This window comes from Nocardia sp. JMUB6875 (assembly GCF_041154655.1).
In the GTDB taxonomy this organism is placed as follows: Bacteria; Actinomycetota; Actinomycetes; order Mycobacteriales; family Mycobacteriaceae; genus Nocardia.
On sequence record NZ_BAAFGR010000041.1, the window covers coordinates 32,519 to 51,424 of the forward strand.

An 18,906-nucleotide genomic window follows, 5' to 3' on the forward strand; every position below is an offset into this window, starting at 1 on the left:
TCCTTTTGCGCTCCCCGGCTGTTAGGCTCCGCAGTAGAACACGTTTCAATTTTGATGGGAGTCTTCCATGGCAGCGCAGCCCCGGGATGTCGTCGAGCAGTACGTGAAGCTGGTCGCCACCGGCCCCACCTCCGCGATCGTGGACCTCTACGCCGAGGACGCGGTGGTCGAGGATCCGATCGGGACCCCCGAACGCCGCGGCCACGAGGCCATCGGCGAGCTGTACAAGGCGCTCGAGAACCTCGACCGCGAGACCGAGCTGCACACCGTCAAGGTGGCGGGCAACCAGGTGGCCGCGCACTTCACCCTGGTCACCGTCTCCAACGGCCACAAGATGACCCTCTCGCCCATCGACGTGATGGAGCTGAACGACGAGGGCAAGATCGTCAGCATGCGGGCCTACTGGGGACCCGAGGAGCTGAAGATGGAGCAGATCTGACCCACGGGCTTGTCCCCTCCCGCTCCCCGAATTACGGTGGCAGCACAGTGATTCGGCGAGGGCGGGAGGGCCTGTGCGGATCTCGTTACGCGGCACCGGCGACGGGGTGCGGGTCAATTTCCGGCTCAAGGTGAACCGGAGGCGCTGGATCGCGCTGTTCGCGCTGCTGGGGGTGCTCGTCGCGATCGGACTGATCACCGGGCTGTGGGCGCTGTTCGCGCCGAGTTCGTTCTACGACAGCTTCCCCGGATTCGGACTGCACTGGGTGGGCGGGGACGGTCCCTACAACCATCACCTGGTCACCGATGTCGGGGCGTTCTTCCTCGCCCTGGCGGCCATCTCCGGCGCCGCCCTCTACTACCGCGACAGCGTGATCGCCCGGGTCTCCGGCTTCGGCTGGCTGGTCTTCGGCGTCCCGCATCTGATCTATCACGCCTTCCACCGCGGCGACCTCGGCGCGGGCGCGTTCACCCTCGAACTACTCTCGGCCGTGGCCATTCCGGCCCTGGGCCTGGCCATTCTGCTGGTCTCCCCGCGTGAGCGCTTCCCGGTCCCGGAGCCCGCGCCCTTCACCGTGAAATTTCCTCGCCGGCAACCGCCCCCGCGCCGATGAATTCTCCGCTCCCGCACCGTCGTAACAGGTAACCCAACCACACCGATTTCCGGGGTAACGGAGTAAAGGTTCAACGGCGAACCAGGGGGGATCAAAGGCGATCCTCGCGACGGGCGCGATCGGTTCCACCGACCGTCACCGACTCCAGGCTTCCGGAACGGGAGCCCACAGGAGAACATCATGGAACTGTCGGTCACCCAGTTCGTCACCATCGACGGTGTCTATCAGGCGCCGGGTGGACCGTCGGAAGATCCGAGCGGGGGGTTCGCGCACGGCGGCTGGTCCGCGCCCTTCGGTGACGATGCCTTCGGCGAATTCATGGTCTCGGTCTTCGACCGCGTCGACGCTTTCCTCCTCGGCCGCAAGACCTACGAGATCTTCGCGAGCTACTGGCCCAACCACAATCTGCCGGGCCACCCCATCGCGAACAAGCTCAACGACCTCCCCAAGTACGTCCCGACCAGCACCCTCGACCACGCCGACTGGTCCGGCACCGAACTCCTGCACGGCGACCCGCTCAAGGAGATCGCCGAGCTGAAGGCCCGCCCGGGCCGCGAACTCCAGGTCCACGGCAGCGGGTGCGCTCATCCGCTCGCTACTGGCCGCCGACCTCGTCGACACCCTGAACATCCTGACCTTCCCGGTCATTCTCGGCACGGGCAAGCGACTGTTCCCGGAGAATGCCGTCCCCACCGCGTTCACGGTGGCGGAAACCCGGGTCACCCCGAAGGGCGTGGTCATCGCGACCTACCGCAAGCAGGGTGCCCCGACCTACGGCGACTTCGCCGAGGACTGAGCCGGACACAAGAAAACCGGCTCCGCGAGAAAGATTCTCGCAGAGCCGGTTTCGCTCGTTTCGGGCTTACGCCGACTTCTCCCGGCGCTCCGGGGTCTGACGCTTCCGCGGCACGATCGTCGGCAGCACGTTGTCGTTCACGGTGTCGGCGTTGACGACCACCTTGGCGACGTCATCCCGGCTGGGGATGTCGTACATGACCGGGAGGAGCACTTCCTCCATGATCGCGCGCAGGCCACGCGCACCGGTGCCGCGCAGAATCGCCTGATCCGCAACGGCTTCCAGCGCGTCCTGGGTGAATTCCAGGTCCACGCCGTCCATTTCGAACAGCCGCACGTACTGCTTCACCAACGCGTTCTTCGGCTCGGCCAGGATCCGGACCAGGGAGTCCTTGTCCAGGTTGGTGACCGAGGCGACGACGGGGAGGCGGCCGATGAACTCGGGAATCAGACCGAACTTGATCAGATCCTCGGGCATCACATCGGCGAAGTGATCGGCGGTGTCGATCTCGGCCTTGGAGCGGACCTCCGCGCCGAAACCGATGCCGCGCTTGCCGACTCGATCCTGAACGATCTTCTCCAGGCCCGCGAACGCGCCCGCCACGATGAACAGCACGTTCGTGGTGTCGATCTGGATGAATTCCTGATGCGGATGCTTGCGGCCGCCCTGCGGCGGCACCGAGGCCTGGGTGCCCTCGAGGATCTTCAGCAGCGCCTGCTGCACGCCCTCACCGGAGACGTCCCGGGTGATGGACGGGTTCTCCGACTTGCGGGCGATCTTGTCGACCTCGTCGATGTAGATGATGCCGGTCTCGGCGCGCTTGACGTCGTAGTCGGCGGCCTGGATGAGCTTCAGCAGGATGTTCTCGACATCCTCGCCGACGTATCCGGCCTCGGTGAGCGCGGTCGCGTCCGCGATGGCGAACGGGACGTTCAGCATCTTCGCGAGGGTCTGCGCCAGATAGGTCTTGCCACAGCCCGTCGGGCCGAGCATCAGAATATTGGACTTGGCCAGCTCGACCGGTTCACCCCGGGAGTCACGGCCCTTGTCGCCCGCCTGAATCCGCTTGTAGTGGTTGTACACAGCCACGGCTAGCGTTCTCTTGGCGGCGTCCTGCCCGATCACATACTGCTCGAGAAAATCCCTGATCTCCGCGGGCTTGGGCAACTCGTCGAGCTTGACCTCGCTGGATTCGGCGAGCTCTTCCTCGATGATCTCGTTGCACAGGTCGATGCACTCGTCGCAGATGTACACCCCCGGTCCCGCAATGAGCTTCTTGACCTGCTTCTGGCTCTTTCCGCAGAACGAGCACTTCAACAGATCGCCGCCATCACCGATGCGCGCCATCTCCTGGGTCCCTACTTCCTTGTCCGCGTGCAACCGTCTGTCCCCGGTTGCCGGCGAGCTGCCTTCTTCGAGCGTAAGCCGCGACCCCTGAGTTTGCGGATCCGGCCTTTCGGCGGTGTATCCAAATGTGTTGGATGCAAAAGCAGAGCCGACAACCACGAGCAAAGGTCCCTAGAGTGACCGTACCCGCTTCTCGTGACCGAGGTCGACAACTTGGGCACGTTTCTCACCGGACATGTGCGTGGACTCACCCCTGCCCGGGTGGCGGGGACGCCCGGGACCAGCCGGAACCCCGCCACCCGCCCAACTCACTTCTGGGCGCTGAGCTTGCGGTACTCGAACACCGTGTCGACGATGCCGTAATCCTTGGCCTCTTCGGCGGTCAGGATCTTGTCGCGGTCGGTGTCCTTGCGGATGACGTCCGCGTCCTTGCCGGTGTGGCGGGCCAGCGTGGTCTCCATGAGGCGGCGCATGCGCTCGATCTCGGCGGCCTGGATCTCCAGGTCGGAGACCTGGCCCTGGATGCCGCCCGAGGTGGAGGGCTGGTGGATCAGGATGCGGGCGTTGGGCAGCGCGGCGCGCTTGCCGGGGGCGCCGGCGGCGAGCAGCACGGCCGCGGCCGAGGCGGCCTGGCCCAGGCAGACGGTGGCGACATCGGCGCGCACGTACTGCATGGTGTCGTAGATGGCCATCAGCGCGGTGAACGAGCCACCGGGCGAGTTGATGTACATGGTGATGTCGCGGTCCGGATCAAGGGACTCCAGCACCAGCAGCTGCGCCATGATGTCGTTCGCGGAGGTGTCGTCCACCTGCGCGCCGAGGAAGATGATGCGCTCCTCGAAGAGCTTGTTGTAAGGGTTCGACTCCTTGACACCGAAGCTCGAGTGCTCGACGAAGGACGGCAGGATGTAGCGGCCCTGCGGCATCTGCATCTGGTTGAGCGAGGAACCGGCGGCGCTGAAGGTGATGCCCGCGGCCCGGGGGTCGATCATGTTGGACATAGACGTCTCCAAAGTCTGGGTGGGTGAGGCTGCGGAACTAGTTGCTGCCGTTCGCCTGGCTCGCGTGCGTGATCACGTGATCGATGAAGCCGTACTCGAGGGCTTCCTGCGCGGTGAACCAGCGGTCGCGGTCGGCGTCGGCGGTCACCTGCTCGACGGACTTGCCGGTGAACTGCGACTGCAGCTCGTTCATCTCACGCTTGGTGTACGCGAACTGCTCGGCCTGAATGGCGATGTCCGCGGCCGAACCACCGATGCCCGCCGACGGCTGGTGCATCATGATCCGCGCGTGCGGCAGGGCGAAACGCTTGCCCTTGGTGCCGGCGGCCAGCAGGAACTGGCCCATCGAGGCGGCCAGGCCCATGCCGTAGGTGGCGATATCGCACTGGGCGAATTCCATGGTGTCGTAGATCGCCATACCGGCGGTCACCGAACCACCCGGGGAGTTGATGTAGAGGTGGATGTCCTTGGTCGGATCCTCGGCCGAGAGCAGGATGATCTGCGCGCACAGCTTGTTGGCGATGTCGTCGTCGACCTGAGTGCCCAGGAAGATGATGCGCTCGCGCAGCAGGCGCTCGTACACCGAATCACTGAGGTTCAGACCAGCAGTCGCGGATGTCATGCGCACCCCTGCCTGATGAATTGTCACGGATACCTGCCCTCTCTCAACGGCTCGTAAACAAGCCCCTACTGATTCGCTGACACAAACCCTAACGAAGCAGGGCGGCACCGAACTCCCGGTACCGCCCTGCTTCGCTCACAGCGCAAACTTATACCGCGCTGCGGTCATTGCTCTTACTTGGCGTCACCCTCGGCCGCTTCGGTGGCATCGGCCACGGTCGCGAGCTCTTCGGCGGAGACCTCTTCGGCCTCTTCGGCCGGGTTGCCGAACATCTCGGCGGTGTCCACGGTGTTGCCGGCGGTGTCGGTGACGGTGGCCGCGACCACGACACCGGCCAGCGCCTTGCCGCGGCGGACGTCGGCGAAGACCGCGCCCAGCTGGCCGGCCTGCTGGATCTGCTGGATGAACTGATCCGGGCTCATGCCGTAGCGCTGGGCCTGGAAGATGATCCGCTCGTACAGCTCGTCCTGGCCGACCTGGGTGTTCTCCTGCTCGGCGACGGCGTCGAGCAGCAGCTGGGTCTTGACCGACTTCTCGGCGGCTTCCTTGGTGTCCTTCTTGAACTCGTCCAGCGAGGAGCCCTGGGCCTCGAGGGCCTCGGCCAGCTTGGCCTCGTCGTGGTCGAAGCCGTGGACGGCGTCGTGCTCGACGGCGTCGACCTCGGCCTTGACGACGCCCTCGGGCAGCGGGATCTCGACGGTCTCGAGCAGGGCCTCGAGCACCTTGTCGCGGATCTCGCCGGCCTGGGTGACCTTCTTGACGCGCTCGACGCGGGTCTTGAGGTCTTCCTTCAGCTCGTCGATGGTGTCGAATTCGCTTGCCAGCTGGGCGAACTCGTCATCGGCCTCGGGCAGCTCGCGCTCCTTGACCGACTGCACGGTCACGGTGATGACGGCTTCCTTGCCCGCGTGCTCGCCGGCGACCAGCTTGGAGGTGAAGTCCTTGGACTCGCCCTGCTTCAGGCCGACCAGGGCCTCGTCCAGGCCCTCGATGAGCTGGCCGGAGCCGACCTCGTGGGACAGGCCGGTGGTGGAGGCCTCCTCGACGGCCTCGCCGTCGACGGTGGCGGACAGGTCGATGGAGACGAAGTCGCCGTTCTCGATGGCGCGCTCGACCGCGGTCAGGGTGCCGAAGCGGGCACGCAGCGACTGCAGCTGCTCGTCGATGTCGGCATCGGTGATCTCGATCGGGTCGACCTCGACCTTGATGGTCGAGAAGTCGGGCAGGGTGACCTCCGGGCGGACGTCGACCTCGGCGGTGAAGGCCAGCTCCTCGCCGTCCTCGATCTTGGTGATCTCGATCTCCGGCTGGCCGATGACCTTGGCCTGGGTCTCGATCACGGCCTCGCTGTAGCGCTTGGGCAGCACGTCGTTGACGACCTGCTCCAGCACCGCGCCACGGCCGACACGGGCCTCGAGAAGCTTGGCCGGGGCCTTGCCCGGGCGGAAGCCGGGGATCCGGATCTGCTGCGCCAGCGCCTTGTACGCGCGGTCGAAGTCCGGCTTGAGCTCCTCGAAGGGCACCTCGACATTGATGCGGACCCGAGTCGGGCTCAGCTGCTCGACGGTGCTCTTCACGGACATGCTCCTTGTTCGTAGTTCATGGTTGACGTCTAGGTTCCCCCCGAACGCATCCCGACCAGGTTAGTTGACGGCCCCACGGGCCGTGTAACCGGTCACGGGCAGGACCTGCCGACGGCCGGTCGGCCGACCGGTCGCGCTGGTGGGAGGGCTGAGCTTCTAGTTACCGACCTTGACGGCGTCGGTGACGAAGACGAGCGTCTCGTACGGCTTCATGCCGCGGCCGCCCGCGCCGTAGCCCAGGTCCGGCGGGATGATCAGCAGGCGGCGGGCGCCCTGCTGGACGCCGACCAGGCCCTGATCCCAGCCCTTGATGACCTCGCCCGCGCCCAGATTCAGCGGGAAGGTCTGGCCGCGGGTGAAGGAGCTGTCGAGCACCTTCTTGTTCGACCAGGTGACCAGGCTGTAGTTCATGGTCAGCTGCTGCCCGGCCTGCGCGCCCGGCCCGCTGCCGGCGACCAGGTCCTTGACGATCAGCTGCTTGGGCGGATCGCAGTCGTCGGGAATGGTGATCTTGGGGGTCTGGCCGAAGCCGCCGTCGACCTTGATGTCGTCGGCGGTGCACTCGCGCCCCTTGCTCGCGGCGGTGGTGGCGGCCGCGGCGGTGGTCGTCGAGGTCGCCGCCGCCTTGTCGTCGCCGCTGCTCGAGCAACCCGCCATCAGCACCGCGGCGGCCGCGACCGCACCGATCGCACCGACCTTGCCCACCAAGCGCATTCCCGCTCCTGTCCGATCCGGATTGCCGCAGAGTTTTGCGACGCCGCGCCGAACCTACACGATCGGGAGATCCTCAGTGCCCGGCCGAATCGGTGAGCATCGCGTACTGCGCGACCGCCATCCGGTGCACCGATTCCTCGGTCGCGCCGGAAACCAGCGCCAGGTAGCGGCCTTCCAGGACGAGGCAGGTGAATTGCTGGTCGGGCGTTTGCGCATCGGGGTCGCGCAGGCAGGCGGCGTCGGGAATGCGGCCCGGGGCGGTGGCGACCTTCTGGTTCCCCGTCGGCGCGGACAGGCGGAGCAGGGCGTGGCGGGCGGCGACGGCGTCGGGGAAGCGGAGCAGCCGGGCGTTGTCCGCTACGGCCATGGCCTGGACCGGGATTCGCACGGTGTCGCCGGGGCGGTTGAGCCAGATGTCGGCGACGAGGGGGCCGTACGCGATGCCGGTAGCGCGCCGGTGTCCACGCCAGCCGGCGATGACGCCCTGCTCGTCCTCGAACAGTTCGGGGTAGGGCCATTGGCCGGGTGTCGCTGGCAGCAGGCGGCCGAGCATGCCCTCCGGGTCGAGCGGCAGCGTCGCCAGCTGCTCGGCCGGGGTGGGCGTGAAGGCGTCCAGGACCGGCAGTTCCGCGTCGAAGGCGGTTTCGGCCAGGGACTGCAGGGCGGCGCGATCGGTGGTCGGGTTGGTGACGTAGACGGTCACCACGAACGGGCCGTGGGCGAGGGTGGCGGCGAGCGTCGGCTCGTAGGTGCGCCAATGACCGTGGGTCGCAAAGTAATCGACGAAGGGGACGGGGACGTTGTCGCGATTGACGGCGAAGTCGCGGGCGTCGATCTGGCGGGCCGCGTCGATGGCCGTCATATTGTCGCGCATGCGCAGGACCGTGAGCCGCACCGAACGCGACACCCCGATCCGCGGTACGCCGCTCGGATCGTCGGTGCCGCCGATGCTGAATCCGGCCAGCATCCCGTGGTCGGCGAGGGTCTCGCGGGTGGCGTCGGCGAGGATGCCGACGGCATCCAGCGGGGTGGGCACCGGGATCGCGGAAATCTGCGACAGCGCCGGATCGAACGAGCGCGGCGATACGACGGCGTCGGCCATCCGCACCGATTCCATCAGGCCGCCATAGGTTTCCCCGGCATCGCGCGGCGCGGCCAGGGGTCGCCCGCTGTAGCCCCCGAGATCGACCCTGCCCACGGCCGCCGTCACCGGCCGCGGCGCACCCGCGATCGTGCACGCGGTCACCAGCACCGCGATCGAGAAGACCGGCAGCCATTCGGCGTAACCCCGCCGGATACCGGAACCGTGTGACCTTGCCGGATCGAATCGACGCATCCCGCACCCCCGTAACGCTCGGGTCCGGAGCCTGATCACCCAATTACCGTGAGCCGACCGAGGTTTCGCGCCGCACCGCGCCGAAACCGCCGAGATCCTCCCCCGGACGCACCTTTCGAGTGTGATCGCAATCGTGCTGTGCGGGAAGAGTTTACGAAGAGATCGCGACCGGTCCGTAACAATCGAGGTGGAGTCCGCGGCGAGCGGGCCGGGAATCGGCGCAGCTCGAGACGGAAATGTATTTGCGGCCGCCCAACACCTACGGGAGCATCTCAGGATGCTGTTGACGATCTCTTGTACGCGACCGGACGGTGCCGCATGGACGGCCAGCGATCTCGGCTATCTGCTGCACAAGAATCCGTCGCGCATACAGACCTTCGAGCAGTCCTACGGCGAGGCGCACGTCTTCTACCCCGAGGCGGGCGAGGAGCGCTGCACGGCCGCGCTCCTGCTGGAGATCGATCCCGTGCGGCTGGTGCGCGGGAAGCCCAAGGGGACGCCCGACTTCAGCCTCGGCCAGTACGTGAACGACCGGCCCTACGCCGCGTCGTCGCTGCTGTCCGTCGCCATCTCGACGGTGTTCGGGACCGCGCTGCACGGGCGGTGCAAGCAGCGCCCGGAGCTGGCCGAGACCGCGCTGCCGTTGCGCATCGAACTTCCGGCCGTGCCGTGCAAGGGCGGGGCGGAGTACGCCGAGCGGGTGTTCGCGCCGCTGGGCTGGACGGTCGTGGCCACTCCCCTGCCGCTGGATCCCGCGTTCCCGGATTGGGGCGATTCGCATTACCTGCGCCTCGAACTCACCGGCACCATGCGGCTTTCCGACGCGCTGTCCCACCTGTACGTGCTGCTGCCCGTCCTCGACGGCAGCAAGCACTACTGGCTCGACAGCGGCGAGATCGACAAGCTGCTGCGCTTCGGCGAGGGCTGGCTGGTCGACCACCCGGAACGGGAATGGATCACCCGGCGCTACCTGACGCGCCGATACACGCTCGTCCGGACGGCACTGGCCCGTCTGGCCGAACTGGACGATGCCGAGCCGGAGGAACTCGACGCGATCGAGGAGATCACCGAAGACACGGTGGCCGAGGGTGATTCCACGGCGGGTGCGGCCGCCGAGGGGTCCGAGACCGAGGACGAGCGTGGACCGTCGCTGGCGGTGCTGCGGCGTGCCGCCGTGCACCGGGCGCTGCTCGAGGTCGGGGCGAGCCGGGTGCTCGATCTGGGTTGCGGGCAGGGGTCGCTGCTGCGGGAGCTGGTGGCGGATCGGGCGTTCACCGAGATCGTGGGGATCGATGTGTCCATGCGGGAGTTGAAGATCGCGGCGCGGCGGATGCGGCGGTTGCCGGAATGGCAGTCGAAGCGGGTGACTGCGCGGCAGGGTGCGCTCACGTATACCGACGCCTCGCTGACCGGCTACGACGCGGCGGTGCTCATGGAGGTCATCGAGCATGTGGACGCACCGCGCCTGAAGGCCTTGGAGCAGTCGGTGTTCGGGGCGGCGGCGCCGGGCGCGGTCGTGGTGACCACGCCCAACAGCGAGTTCAACGTGCGCTACGACGGGCTCGCGGCGGGTGCTTTCCGGCATTCGGATCACCGATTCGAATGGAGCCGGGCAGAATTCGCGGACTGGGCACAACGGGTCGGGGAAACGTACGGGTACGCCGTGCGATTCGCGCCGATCGGGCCCGAGGATGCGGAAGTGGGGGCGTCGACACAGATGGCTGTGTTCACGAAACAGGGCAAGAGCGACGACAGCGACGAGAAAGGAGCCGCGTAATGGCCGAGCTGTCCGTTCCGGTGCTGTCGCTGGTCGTCTTGATCGGCAGCAGCGGGTCCGGCAAGTCCACGTTCGCGCACAAGCACTTCCGGTCGACGGCGGTGCTGTCCTCGGATGCCTATCGCGGGCTGGTCAGCGATGACGAGTCCGACCAGTCGGTCACGAACGAGGCGTTCGAGCTGCTGCACCACGTGGCGGGCGTGCGCCTGCGGCGCGGGCTGCGCACCGTCATCGACGCCACCAATGTGCAGCCGAAGGCGCGGCAGGCGCTGGTCGAGCTGGCGCGCGCCCACGATGTGCTGCCGGTGGCGATCGTGCTCGATGTCCCCGAGGCCGAGTGCGTGCGGCGCAACGCGCTGCGCGTGGATCGCGCGGATCTGGGCCCGCACGTGGTCAACCGGCACCAGCGTGATCTGCGGCGCTCGCTGAAGTTCCTGGAGCGCGAGGGTTTCCGCAAGGTGCACGTGCTGCGCGGCATCGAGGAGATCGACGCAGCCACGATCCGCGACGAGCGGCTGTGGAACGACAAGAGCGATCTCACCGGACCGTTCGACGTGATCGGCGACGTGCACGGCTGCCGTAGCGAGCTCGAGACGCTGCTCGGTGAGCTCGGCTATGTCATCGCCCGCGACGAGGCCGGTCGTGCGGTGGACGCGCGGCATCCGGAGGGGCGCACGGCCGTGTTCGTCGGCGACCTGGTCGACCGCGGGCCCGACACCCCGGGTGTGGTGCGGCTGGTCATGGGCATGGTGGGTTCCGGAAACGCCCTGTGCGTCACCGGAAACCACGAGTTCAAGCTGGTCCGCGCGCTCGACGGCCGCCGGGTCACGGTGGCGCACGGGCTGGCCGAATCGCTGGCCCAGTTCGAGGCCGAGGACGCCGAATTCCGCAAGGCCGCACACGAATTCATGCGCGGACTGGTCAGCCACTATGTGCTCGACGGCGGCAAGCTGGTGGTCGCGCACGCGGGGCTGAAGGAGGAATACCAGGGCCGCACCTCGGGCCGGGTGCGCGAATTCGCCATGTACGGCGAATCCACCGGCGAGACCGACGAATACGGGCTGCCGGTGCGCTACCCGTGGGCCAACGACTACCGCGGCAAGGCGCTGGTGCTGTACGGGCACACCCCGATGACCGAACTGGTGTGGGTCAACAACACGCTGTGCCTGGACACCGGCGTGGTGTTCGGCGGCCGCCTGACCGCCCTGCGCTATCCGGAACGAGAGCCGGTTTCGGTTGCGGCCAAACAGGTCTGGTTCGAGCCGGTGCGCCCGCTGCAGGCCGGGGTCTTCGCCACCGGCGAGGCGGTGGTGCAGCGGGATCCGGGCGTGCTCGACCTGGACGACGTGCTGGGCCGCCGCGTGGTGGAGACCCGCCACCTGGGCCGGGTCAGCGTGCGGGAGGACGCCGCGAGCGCCGCGCTCGAGGTGATGAGCCGCTTCGCCGTGGACCCGCGCTGGCTGGTGTACCTGCCGCCGACCATGTCGCCGTGCGCCACCTCCACCCTGGACGGCTACCTCGAGCATCCGGCCCAGGCCTTCGAGTACTACCGCTCCGAGGGCGTGGAGACCGTGGTGTGCGAGGAGAAGCACATGGGTTCGCGTGCGGTGGTGGTGGTTTCGCGGTCGGCGCAGGCGGCGCGGGACCGGTTCGGCGTCGAGGACGGTTCGACCGGCGCGGTGTACACCCGCACCGGCCGTCCCTTCTTCGACGACCCGGCCGCCACCGAGACACTGCTGTCCCGGGTGCGGGCGGCGGCCGAAACCGCCGGGCTGTTCGAGGAATTGGGCACCGACTGGCTGCTGCTCGACACCGAGCTGCTGCCGTGGTCGGCCAAGGCGCTCGGGCTGCTGCGTCACCAGTACGCGGCGGTCGGCGCGGCGGCGCGAGCGTCGCTTGCCGAGGCCTCCGACGTGCTGGCGGCCGCGGCCGAACGGGGTTTGGACGTAGCCGATCTCGCCGCGCGCACCACCGCGCGCCGAGCCGACGCCGAGGCCTTCACCACGGCCTACGGCCGCTACTGCTGGCCCACCGAAGGACTGGAGGGCGTCCGCCTGGCCCCCTTCCAGCTGCTGGCCGCGTCCGGCGCGAATTACGCCGTCCGCGACCACAACTGGCACCTGGAACGCCTCGACCGCCTGGTCGCCGCCGACCCGGAGTTCTTCACCGCGACGGGTCGCCGCGTAGTCGACCTCGCCTCCCCCGAGGCCGAGGCCGATGCCACCGCCTGGTGGACGTCCCTCACCGCAGCCGGCGGCGAGGGCATGGTGGTCAAGCCCCTGGGCTCCCTGGTCCCCGGCACCAACCGCAGCGGCCGCCCGGTCCAGCCGGGCGTGAAATGCCGTGGCCCGGAATACCTCCGGATCATCTACGGCCCGGAATACCTCCGCCCCGACCAGCTCGACCGCCTCCGCTCCCGAGGCCTGGGCGGCAAGCGCTCCATGGCGCTCCGCGAATACGCCCTGGGCCTGGAAGCCCTGGACCGCTTCGTGGCCCGCGAACCCTTGTGGCGCGTCCACGAAGCCGTCTTCGCGGTCCTCGCCCTGGAGACGGAGCCCGTCGACCCGCGGCTGTAGGTGCGAAGGGGCGCGGCCGCTCTGCCGCCACCCGCCGCTTCACCGAGTGGCACACCAGTGAGGGGATTTGTCCGAATCCACCGCGCTGGTGTGCCACTCAGCGGATATGTCGACTGGGGCTGCTGACTTAGTCGGCGGGAGTGGTGCTGGAGGGCGCGGCTAGGTGGTCGCGGAGGCGGGAGAGGTAGGGGCGCTGGCCTTTTCCGAGCTTCTCCTCGGCGGTGTCCAGGTCGAACCAGGCGGCACGGTCGATTTCGGGGAACTCGGCCATGCGGCCGGAGCGCGGGGGCCATTCCATTTCGAAGGTGCCGGGCACGATCTGGGTCGGGTCCAGGTCGCCTTCGACCGCCCAGACGGTGACCTGCTTCTTGCTGCTGCCGCTGCCGTATTGGACCTCGCCCAGGGGAATCCAGTCGCCGTCGGGGACGGGAAGGCCGAGCTCCTCGGTGAATTCGCGGCGGGCGGCGACCTCCGGATGTTCCTCGGTGGGCTCGTATTCACCCTTGGGGATCGACCACGCCGAGGCGTCCTTCTTCGCCCACAGCGGGCCGCCCATGTGCCCGAGCAGCACCTCGAGGCCATTGGTGCGGCGGAACAGCAGGACTCCGGCGCTGAATCTGAGGCTCATGGCATGCAGTCTGCCGAACCGCGCTCACGCCTCCGAGATCGGCACGCGCCAGACGACCGTGGTGCCGCGGCCGTCCAGGCCCAGCCCGATCTCCACCACGCCGTCGAGTTCGGTGGCGCGTTCGGCGATATTGCGCAGGCCGCCGCGCCGGGGTGCGTCGCCGACGCCGATGCCGTTGTCCGCCACCGAGATCCGGAGTTCACCGCGGGCGGCGGTCACCGCCACGTCGATGCGGGTGGCGTCGGCGTGGCGGACGGTGTTGGACAGCGATTCCCGCAGCACCGCGATGGCCTGGCGGGCGGTGTCGGGCGGGACCAGGGTGTCGATGGGCCCGTTCTGCCGCAGGTTCGGGGTGAAGCCCAGGTGGCGGGCGGCGGTGGTGACCAGATCGCTGATCTCGCTGCGCAATCCGCCCTGTCCGCCGGTCGCGGATTGCAGCGAGAAGATGGTGCCGCGAATGTCCTGAATGGTGTCGTCGAGATCGGCGACCACGCGTTCGAGGCGGTCGGCGATATCCGGTGCGGGCTGCATGCGCAGCGCGCCCTGCAACGCCAGCCCGGAGGCGTAGATGCGCTGGATGACCGAATCGTGGAGGTCGCGGGCGATGCGGTCGCGGTCCTCCATCACGGCGATCTTGGCGGAGTCCTGCTGACGCCGCACGGTGTCGCGCTGGACCTGCTCGTACATCCGGACATTGGTGATCTTCGTCGCGGCGATGACCGCGAGCGCCTCGATGATCCGCTCGTCCTCGTCGGTGAAGCTGCCCGAGCGCTTGTTGGCGAGATAGAGATCACCCAGCAGCCGCCCGCGATAGCGCACCGGCACGCCGAGGAAGCTGTGCATCAGCGGATGCCCGGCGGGCCAGCCCTGGAAGGCGGGATGGGTCATGAGATCGTCCAGCCGCACCGGGTCCTCGCCGGAGAGCACCACGCCGAGCACGCCCCGCCCGCACGGCCAGTTCCCGATCCTGCGGATCGTCTCCTCGTCCATGCCGACCGGCACGAATTGCGCGAGCCGCCGTTCCCCGCTGCCGTCGTCACCGGGTTCCAGCAATCCGAGCGCACCGTATTCGGCGTCGACCAGCCGGCAGGCCGCGGTCACCAGCTGCCGCAGCACCAGATCCACGTCCAGGTCGGAGACCACCGCGTACACGGCCTCGACCAGGTCGTGCAGCCGCTCCTCCGGGGCGGTCAGCGCGCGTAGCTCATCCGGTACGCCACCCCACGACTCCTCGGACATGAACCACAGGCTACCGAGCGGCAACCTGAGGACATTTGTCTCTGGGGTGGGGTGTCGCGACAGAGCAGTCTGATTTCAGACCTTTCGGCTGATTTAGGAGTCACAAAATGACGATGATCGGAACCGAACCGCGCACCGAAGCCTGGACCGGATTCAAAGGCGGCCTGTGGCGGGACGCCATCAACGTGCGCGATTTCATTCAGCAGAACTACACGCCCTACGAGGGCGACGGCAGCTTCCTGGCCGGCCCCACCACCCGCACCCTGGGCATCTGGGACAAGCTGAGCGCCATGTTCCCGGCCGAGCGCGAGCGCGGCATCTACGACGTGGACCAGCACACCCCCTCCACCATCACCGCCCACAAGCCGGGCTACATCGATCAGGATTCCGAGCTCATCGTCGGCCTGCAGACCGATGCCCCGCTGAAGCGGGCCATCATGCCCTACGGCGGCTACCGCATGGTGCAGTCCAGCCTCGCCGCGTACGGCGTGGAGGAGGATCCGAAGGTCGCCGAGATCTTCACCAAGTACCGCAAGACCCACAATGACGGCGTTTTCGACGCCTACACCGCCGACATTCGCGCCGCCCGCAGCGCCGGCATCGTGACCGGCCTGCCGGATGCCTACGGCCGCGGCCGCATCATCGGCGACTACCGCCGTGTCGCGCTCTACGGCGTGGACAAGCTCATCGAGGGCAAGAAGGCCGATCACCTCGCGCTCGAGGATCTGTGGGCCGATGACGAAACCATCCGTCGCCGTGAGGAAGTCAGCGAGCAGATCCGCGCGCTGAACGAGCTCAAGGAGATGGCCGCCTCTTACGGCTACGACATCTCCAAGCCCGCATCCAATGCACAGGAGGCCATCCAGTGGCTGTACTTCGCCTACCTGGCCGCGGTGAAGGAGCAGAACGGCGCGGCCATGTCGCTGGGCCGGACCGCCAACTTCGTGGACATCTACCTCGAGCGTGACCTGGCCGAGGGCCTGATCACCGAGGAGCGCGCCCAGGAACTGGTCGACGACTTCGTCATCAAGCTGCGCATCGTGCGCTTCCTGCGCACCCCCGAGTACGACGAGCTGTTCTCCGGCGACCCGACCTGGGTGACCGAGTCCATCGGCGGCATCGGCTCCGACGGCCGTCCGCTGGTGACCCGCACCAGCTTCCGCTACCTGCAGACCCTCTACAACCTGGGCCCGGCCCCCGAGCCGAACCTGACCGTGTTCTGGTCGCCCGCGCTGCCCGAGGGCTTCAAGCGCTTCTGCGCCAAGGTGTCGATCGACACCAGCTCCATCCAGTACGAGTCGGATGAGCTGATGCGGCCGCGCTTCGGCGACGACACCGCCATCGCCTGCTGTGTCTCGGCCATGGAGGTCGGCAAGCAGATGCAGTTCTTCGGCGCGCGAGTCAATCTCGCCAAGACGCTGCTGTACGCCATCAACGGCGGCCGCGACGAGAAGAAGGGCAAGGTCGTCGCGAAGGGCTTCGAGCCCATCACCGCCGAGGTGCTCGACTACGCCGAGGTCGACGCCGCCATGGACAAGCTGATGGACTGGCTGGCCAAGACGTATGTGCACGCGCTCAACGTGATTCACTACATGCACGACAAGTACGCCTACGAGCGCATCGAGATGGCGTTGCACGACCTGGACGTTCGCCGCACCATGGCCTGCGGTATCGCCGGTCTGGCCGTGGCCGCCGACTCGCTGTCGGCCATCAAGTACGCCAAGGTGTCCCCGGTGCGCGACGAGACCGGCCTGGCCATCGACTTCAAGATCGAGGGCGACTTCCCCAAGTACGGCAACAATGACGACCGCGTCGACTCGATTGCCGCCGAGCTGGTGGAGCGGTTCATGCAGAAGGTCCGCATGTACCCGACCTACCGCAATGCCGAGCACACCCAGTCGGTGCTGACCATCACCTCGAATGTGGTGTACGGCAAGAAGACCGGCAACACCCCCGACGGCCGTCGCGACGGCGAACCGTTCTCGCCGGGCGCCAACCCGATGAACGGCCGCGACACCCACGGCATCGTGGCCTCGGCCATGTCGGTCGCCAAGCTGCCCTACGAGCATGCGACGGACGGCATTTCGCTCACCACCACGGTGACGCCGCAGGGTCTGGGCCGCAGCGCCGACGAGCGCATCACCAACCTGGTGGGCGTGCTGGACGGCTACATCGCCACCAACGGGTTCCACATGAACGTCAACGTCCTCAACCAGGACACTCTGCTCGACGCCATGGAGCACCCGGAGAACTACCCGCAGTTGACGATTCGCGTCTCGGGTTACGCGGTGAACTTCGTTCGCCTGACCCGTGAGCAGCAGCTCGACGTCATCAACCGCACCTTCCACGCGAGCCTCTGACCGGTATCGCCGACACCGAGAAAGGTTGAAGGAAATGTCTACAGCGCTTCTGCCCCAGCCGAATATCGGTGTCGGCGCACCCGCCACCGGATCCGTCCACTCGTGGGACATCTCCACCGGAGTGGACGGGCCGGGCACCCGGTTCGTCACCTTCCTCAGCGGCTGCCCCCTCCGCTGCCACTACTGCCAGAACCCCGATACGTGGTTGCGCAGCAACGGAACCATCATGAGTGTCGACGATGTGCTCATGGAGGCGGCCAAATACGTGCCGTTCATCAAGGCTTCCGGCGGCGGCGCAACCATCAGCGGCGGGGAACCGTTGCAGCAACCGCAGTTCGCGACCTCTCTGCTGCAGGGGTTCCAAGGTCTCGGTCTGTCCACCGCCCTCGATACGTCCGGATACCTGGGGCGCCTGGCCTCCGATGAGCTCTTGGCAGCCACGGACCTGGTGCTGCTGGACATCAAGGCCGGACAGCCCGAGACCTACCGCCGCCTGACCGCCCGCGAGCTGCAGCCGACCCTCGACTTCGCGCAGCGGCTCGCCAAGCGCGGCAAGCGGGTGTGGCTGCGCTACGTGCTGGTCCCCGGCATCACCGACCCGATCGAGGAGATCGGCGCGGTGGCCGGATTCGCCGGCGGCCTGGGCAATATCGAGCGGGTGGATGTGCTTCCGTTCCACACGCTGGGCCAGTCCAAGTGGGAGGCCCTCAACCGTCGCTTCGTGCTCGCCGACACCCCGACACCGACCGCCGAGCAGGTCGAAGAGGCGCGCAACGTGTTCCGAGACGCGGGCCTGACCGCCTACTAAAAGACCTTGTCGGGGACAAGGAACAGGGGAATGAACGCGGCGGGTGGCGGAGGTTTCGGACCGCCACCCGCGCCCTGTTACCCGGATCCGAACCGACCACCTGCGAGGATGATCACCGTGGACAACTCAGACCAGAAGATCCGAGTCTTCCTCCTGGACGACCACGAGATCGTGCGCCGCGGCCTGCAGGACCTGCTGGAAGCCGAGGGCGACATCGAGGTCGCCGGTGAGGCCGGCTCCGCCGCCGAAGCCCTGCGCCGCGTCCCCGCCGTCCGCCCCGACGTGGCCGTCCTCGACGTCCGCCTCGAAGACGGCGACGGCGTCACCGTCTGCCGCGACCTCATGTCCGAGATGCCCGACCTCAACGTCCTCATGCTGACGTCCTTCTCCGACGACGAGGCCCTCCTGGGCGCCGTCCTCGCCGGTGCCAAAGGCTATGTCCTCAAACAACTCCGGGGCCCTCAACTCATCAACGCCATCCGCCGGGTAGCCGCCGGCGAATCCCTGATCGACCCCAGCACCGCCGCCGAGGTCACCGAACGCCTCCAACAGCGCGCCCCCGCGAACCCGCTGGCCGATGTCGACCTCACCGAACGCGAAAAGCAGATCCTCACCCACATCGGCCAGGGCCTCTCCAACAAGGAGATCGCGGGCAAGATCTACCTGTCGGAAAAGACAGTCCGCAACTACGTCTCGGCCCTCCTGTCCAAACTGGGCCTCGCCCGCCGCTCCCAAGCCGCCATCCTCGCCGAACACCTCCGCCACGAACACGGCGACAACTGGGCCGACGGCGTCCGCTAGCCCTCGTTCACGCACAGGACCTTGGTTCGCCGGCGGTTAGAGGCGGGTTGCCGTGCGGGTCAGGGCGGCAACGGGTTTGGAGGTGCTGTGGGGTGGCCAGGCTATGACGGTGGTTACGGGGGGAGCGTCCGGGACCGGGATGATGGCGTGGTCGTCACGTAGGTGGGCCTGGAGGGATTCGGGCATGATGGCGCAGGCTCGGCCCAGGGCGATGAGCTGGGTCAGTTGGGTGTGGTCGCGCACTTGGGGGCCGGGGCCGTCGGGGT

At 67.6% G+C, this 18,906-nt stretch carries 15 protein-coding genes and 3 pseudogenes; 9 read left to right on the forward strand and 9 right to left on the reverse strand.

Translation table 11 applies throughout. The features are described from left to right. Nucleotides 1–67: 67 nt before the first annotated feature. The 4 genes and pseudogenes from ACAM49_RS13135 to ACAM49_RS13150 form a co-directional block, all read left to right on the forward strand. Nucleotides 68–439: a nuclear transport factor 2 family protein gene (locus ACAM49_RS13135; protein WP_369635751.1), complete on the forward strand. Its 372-nt coding sequence runs from the start codon at nucleotides 68–70 to the stop codon at nucleotides 437–439. 73 nt (nucleotides 440–512) lie between these two features. After that, complete coding sequence (locus ACAM49_RS13140) at nucleotides 513–1,052, forward strand: hypothetical protein (protein ID WP_369635752.1); 540 nt, start codon at nucleotides 513–515, stop codon at nucleotides 1,050–1,052. A gap of 180 nt (nucleotides 1,053–1,232) precedes the next feature. Next, nucleotides 1,233–1,568, forward strand: a pseudogene (locus tag ACAM49_RS13145) (dihydrofolate reductase family protein); the annotation flags it as partial. A 115-nt stretch (nucleotides 1,569–1,683) separates the two neighbouring features. Beyond that, nucleotides 1,684–1,731 (forward strand): annotated as a pseudogene (locus ACAM49_RS13150) (hypothetical protein); the annotation flags it as partial. Between the two features lie 183 nt (nucleotides 1,732–1,914). On the opposite strand, the gene clpX reads toward ACAM49_RS13150, so the two are convergent. From clpX to ACAM49_RS13180, 6 genes are all read right to left on the reverse strand, one after another. Beyond that, nucleotides 1,915–3,195 carry an ATP-dependent Clp protease ATP-binding subunit ClpX gene (clpX, locus tag ACAM49_RS13155; RefSeq protein ID WP_354834781.1) on the reverse strand — a complete coding sequence of 427 codons (1,281 nt, stop codon included), beginning with the start codon at nucleotides 3,193–3,195 and terminating at the stop codon, nucleotides 1,915–1,917. A gap of 308 nt (nucleotides 3,196–3,503) precedes the next feature. Beyond that, nucleotides 3,504–4,127 carry an ATP-dependent Clp protease proteolytic subunit gene (locus ACAM49_RS13160; RefSeq protein WP_369635767.1) on the reverse strand — a complete coding sequence of 208 codons (624 nt, stop codon included), beginning with the start codon at nucleotides 4,125–4,127 and terminating at the stop codon, nucleotides 3,504–3,506. A 106-nt stretch (nucleotides 4,128–4,233) separates the two neighbouring features. Next, nucleotides 4,234–4,818 carry an ATP-dependent Clp protease proteolytic subunit gene (locus ACAM49_RS13165; protein ID WP_040806110.1) on the reverse strand — a complete coding sequence of 195 codons (585 nt, stop codon included), beginning with the start codon at nucleotides 4,816–4,818 and terminating at the stop codon, nucleotides 4,234–4,236. Between the two features lie 173 nt (nucleotides 4,819–4,991). Continuing rightward, nucleotides 4,992–6,395: a trigger factor gene (tig, locus tag ACAM49_RS13170; protein WP_369635753.1), complete on the reverse strand. Its 1,404-nt coding sequence runs from the start codon at nucleotides 6,393–6,395 to the stop codon at nucleotides 4,992–4,994. Nucleotides 6,396–6,557: 162 nt separating this feature from the next. After that, entirely contained in the window at nucleotides 6,558–7,115 is a 558-nt protein-coding gene (locus tag ACAM49_RS13175; RefSeq protein ID WP_369635754.1) for an FKBP-type peptidyl-prolyl cis-trans isomerase, read from the reverse strand. 73 nt (nucleotides 7,116–7,188) lie between these two features. Further along, nucleotides 7,189–8,451 (reverse strand): hypothetical protein, encoded by a 1,263-nt coding sequence (locus tag ACAM49_RS13180; protein WP_369635755.1) that lies wholly within the window; start codon nucleotides 8,449–8,451, stop codon nucleotides 7,189–7,191. 277 nt (nucleotides 8,452–8,728) lie between these two features. On the opposite strand from ACAM49_RS13180, the gene ACAM49_RS13185 reads away from it, so the two are divergent. Both ACAM49_RS13185 and ACAM49_RS13190 read left to right on the forward strand, forming a co-directional pair. After that, nucleotides 8,729–10,228 (forward strand): 3' terminal RNA ribose 2'-O-methyltransferase Hen1, encoded by a 1,500-nt coding sequence (locus ACAM49_RS13185; RefSeq protein ID WP_369635756.1) that lies wholly within the window; start codon nucleotides 8,729–8,731, stop codon nucleotides 10,226–10,228. Then, nucleotides 10,228–12,804, forward strand: a complete 2,577-nt coding sequence (locus tag ACAM49_RS13190) for a polynucleotide kinase-phosphatase (RefSeq protein WP_369635757.1) — start codon at nucleotides 10,228–10,230, stop codon at nucleotides 12,802–12,804. Before ACAM49_RS13185 ends, ACAM49_RS13190 begins: the two co-directional genes overlap by 1 nt. A 127-nt stretch (nucleotides 12,805–12,931) precedes the next feature. Here the strand turns inward: ACAM49_RS13190 and ACAM49_RS13195 are convergent, their stop codons facing one another. Next, entirely contained in the window at nucleotides 12,932–13,432 is a 501-nt protein-coding gene (locus tag ACAM49_RS13195; protein ID WP_369635758.1) for an NUDIX domain-containing protein, read from the reverse strand. A 24-nt stretch (nucleotides 13,433–13,456) separates the two neighbouring features. After that, the gene (locus ACAM49_RS13200; protein WP_369635759.1) at nucleotides 13,457–14,671 is read right to left on the reverse strand and encodes a GAF domain-containing protein; all 1,215 of its coding nucleotides are present in this window, start codon (nucleotides 14,669–14,671) and stop codon (nucleotides 13,457–13,459) included. A 107-nt stretch (nucleotides 14,672–14,778) separates the two neighbouring features. On the opposite strand from ACAM49_RS13200, the gene pflB reads away from it, so the two are divergent. The 3 genes from pflB (at nucleotide 14,779) to ACAM49_RS13215 (ending at nucleotide 18,640) form a co-directional block, all read left to right on the forward strand. After that, entirely contained in the window at nucleotides 14,779–17,031 is a 2,253-nt protein-coding gene (gene pflB, locus ACAM49_RS13205) for a formate C-acetyltransferase (protein WP_369635760.1), read from the forward strand. 34 nt (nucleotides 17,032–17,065) lie between these two features. Then, nucleotides 17,066–17,839 carry a pyruvate formate-lyase-activating protein gene (pflA, locus tag ACAM49_RS13210; protein ID WP_369635761.1) on the forward strand — a complete coding sequence of 258 codons (774 nt, stop codon included), beginning with the start codon at nucleotides 17,066–17,068 and terminating at the stop codon, nucleotides 17,837–17,839. Between the two features lie 117 nt (nucleotides 17,840–17,956). Further along, entirely contained in the window at nucleotides 17,957–18,640 is a 684-nt protein-coding gene (locus ACAM49_RS13215) for a response regulator (protein ID WP_369635762.1), read from the forward strand. A gap of 36 nt (nucleotides 18,641–18,676) precedes the next feature. Here the strand turns inward: ACAM49_RS13215 and ACAM49_RS13220 are convergent. Further along, nucleotides 18,677–18,906 (reverse strand): annotated as a pseudogene (locus tag ACAM49_RS13220) (LysR family transcriptional regulator); the annotation flags it as partial.

Coding starts and splice junctions, on each gene's coding strand:
- ACAM49_RS13175 (WP_369635754.1), bottom strand. CDS start 7,115: ATGCGCTTGGTGGGCAAGGTCGGTGCGATCGGTGCGGTCGCGGCCGCC.
- pflB (WP_369635760.1), top strand. CDS start 14,779: ATGACGATGATCGGAACCGAACCGCGCACCGAAGCCTGGACCGGATTC.
- ACAM49_RS13180 (WP_369635755.1), bottom strand. CDS start 8,451: ATGCGTCGATTCGATCCGGCAAGGTCACACGGTTCCGGTATCCGGCGG.
- ACAM49_RS13185 (WP_369635756.1), top strand. CDS start 8,729: ATGCTGTTGACGATCTCTTGTACGCGACCGGACGGTGCCGCATGGACG.
- ACAM49_RS13165 (WP_040806110.1), bottom strand. CDS start 4,818: ATGACATCCGCGACTGCTGGTCTGAACCTCAGTGATTCGGTGTACGAG.
- ACAM49_RS13135 (WP_369635751.1), top strand. CDS start 68: ATGGCAGCGCAGCCCCGGGATGTCGTCGAGCAGTACGTGAAGCTGGTC.
- ACAM49_RS13190 (WP_369635757.1), top strand. CDS start 10,228: ATGGCCGAGCTGTCCGTTCCGGTGCTGTCGCTGGTCGTCTTGATCGGC.
- pflA (WP_369635761.1), top strand. CDS start 17,066: ATGTCTACAGCGCTTCTGCCCCAGCCGAATATCGGTGTCGGCGCACCC.
- clpX (WP_354834781.1), bottom strand. CDS start 3,195: ATGGCGCGCATCGGTGATGGCGGCGATCTGTTGAAGTGCTCGTTCTGC.
- ACAM49_RS13200 (WP_369635759.1), bottom strand. CDS start 14,671: ATGTCCGAGGAGTCGTGGGGTGGCGTACCGGATGAGCTACGCGCGCTG.
- ACAM49_RS13195 (WP_369635758.1), bottom strand. CDS start 13,432: ATGAGCCTCAGATTCAGCGCCGGAGTCCTGCTGTTCCGCCGCACCAAT.
- ACAM49_RS13160 (WP_369635767.1), bottom strand. CDS start 4,127: ATGCAGATGCCGCAGGGCCGCTACATCCTGCCGTCCTTCGTCGAGCAC.